Here is a 1,447-nt window from a genome sequence, read left to right as displayed (position 1 = left end):
GAAAAACAATAGAAAAGACACCTTGAAATCCTTTAGAATTAATTTGACGAACCAATCCAAAAGGAGGAATCAAGATGTCTCACACTCAGCTTATCAAAGAAATGTTGGATATTCTAGACTTATCGATTACTTTTTCCGAAAACTGTCTCACAAAAGAAAAATACAAAGGACAAATCTGTCATATTTATCATGGAAGTTTGACCTACACCGCCCAAGAATGTATTCATTGTAACCATAAAATTGCTTCAGATATTGTACGTTGGGGAACCACAACCGTCCGGTTGTTAATGAACGATGTTTCTGAATACCGTACATACCTTGAACTAAAAAAACAACGCTTCAAATGTAAAGCTTGTCAGCGGACATTCGTTGCGGATACTTCTGTTGCGAAAAAGCACTGTTTTATCAGTGAGAAAGTCCGCTGGTCTGTTGTGACTCGTTTAAAAAGGAATACCTCAATGACTGAGATTGCCGCTCAAAAAAATCTGTCTGTCTCTTCTGTTTACCGTATTATGAAGCGGTTTTATCGTCCATTAAATCCTTTTCGAACAACGTTGCCTAAGGTGCTTTGTTTTGATGAATTCAAATCCGTCCGGGGTGTTTCAGGTGCCATGAGTTTCATCATGATGGATGGAAAAACACACCGCCTATTGGACATTGTCGAGAATCGGCAACTGCCTTTTCTAGAACGTTACTTTTGTCATTTTCCAAGAGAAACGCGCGAAGCGGTCGAATGGATTGTGATCGATATGTACGCCCCTTATGTGTCGTTAGTTAAAAAGATGTTTCCAAACGCTCAGCTGATCATTGATCGGTTTCACATTGTCCAGCATATCAGTCGTACTTTTCGCAATCATCGAATCAAAGAAACGAACCACCTGTTAAAGAGCAAAGAACAAAAACTATACCAGCTGGGCAAACAACTAAAAAGATACTGGAAACTCCTTCAAAAAGACGAAAGTAAGCTTGATTATACTCGGCACCTTTGGCGGTCTGGCTTCAAAACACATTTAACAGAAACCGAGATTGTCGATCGCCTACTGAAGGGATGTCCTGCTTTGCGTACGGGCTATCAGTTATACCAAGACTTTCTTTATGCTGTAAGGAAGCGAGACCACGCATCGTTTGAAGAACTGCTTACCAACAACGACGTACTTCCCGATGGGTATCGGACAACCTTAAGAACATTCCAGAAATTTCTTCCACAAATCAAGAATGCTTTAAAACAACGTTATTCAAATGGGCCGCTAGAATGCCTAAACAACCATATCAAAGTGTTAAAACGAAATGCCTATGGCTTTCGTAGCTTTTATAATTTCAAGTTGCGTATCATGATTCGTCACGGTAGTGCATTGCTTTTAAACTAAAAAGGATCAAGAGGAAATAATCCTCTTGATCTCCAATAATTCTAAGATTTCTCTTCACCAACATCATTTGACAAAGAGCC

1 protein-coding gene is annotated in these 1,447 nt (G+C 39.5%); it reads left to right on the top strand.

The features are described from left to right. The first annotated feature begins 74 nt into the window (after positions 1 to 74). On the top strand, positions 75 to 1,367 hold the full coding sequence (locus NE257_RS11455; protein ID WP_007209342.1) for an ISL3 family transposase: 1,293 nt from the start codon (positions 75 to 77) through the stop codon (positions 1,365 to 1,367). Positions 1,368 to 1,447: the final 80 nt, after the last annotated feature.

This window comes from Enterococcus italicus, from assembly GCF_023743875.1.
GTDB classification, from domain to species: domain Bacteria; phylum Bacillota; class Bacilli; order Lactobacillales; family Enterococcaceae; genus Enterococcus_G; species Enterococcus_G italicus.
Note: the sequence above shows the minus strand (reverse complement) of the source record. Positions and strands in the feature narration are given on the sequence as shown.